This is a genomic window from Paenibacillus etheri (assembly GCF_001012825.1).
Classification (GTDB): Bacteria; Bacillota; Bacilli; order Paenibacillales; family Paenibacillaceae; genus Paenibacillus_AQ; species Paenibacillus_AQ etheri.
Genome location: NZ_LCZJ02000028.1, coordinates 1 through 285 on the forward strand (window position 1 = coordinate 1; position 285 = coordinate 285).

At 50.5% G+C, this 285-nt stretch carries 1 protein-coding gene; it reads right to left on the reverse strand.

The genetic code is table 11. The features are described from left to right. The coding region (locus tag UQ64_RS17520; protein ID WP_209445826.1) for a hypothetical protein at positions 1 to 285 on the reverse strand (285 nt) is incomplete at both ends.

Sequence of the window (285 nt, forward strand, 5' to 3'; positions counted from 1 at the left end):
CGTGTCTCTGGTGCTAGATGAGCCAGGGTAATCTCACCGTACCCGATATGACGTCGTTCTACTGCACCTGAGCTCAAATGACTGCCATCTACACTTCCTGGTGCCAGATGCTTTGAATTTACGCTTTCTTCCGCTAGCTTTTCTCTGGTAATACTTCCGTCTGGAAGTAAGTCAGCGCTTCGTGCATCTTCGGCTAGATGAGCCAGTGTAATCTCACCGTACCCGATATGACGTCCTTCCACTGTATCCGGGCTCAGATGACTGCCATCCACACTTCCTGGTACA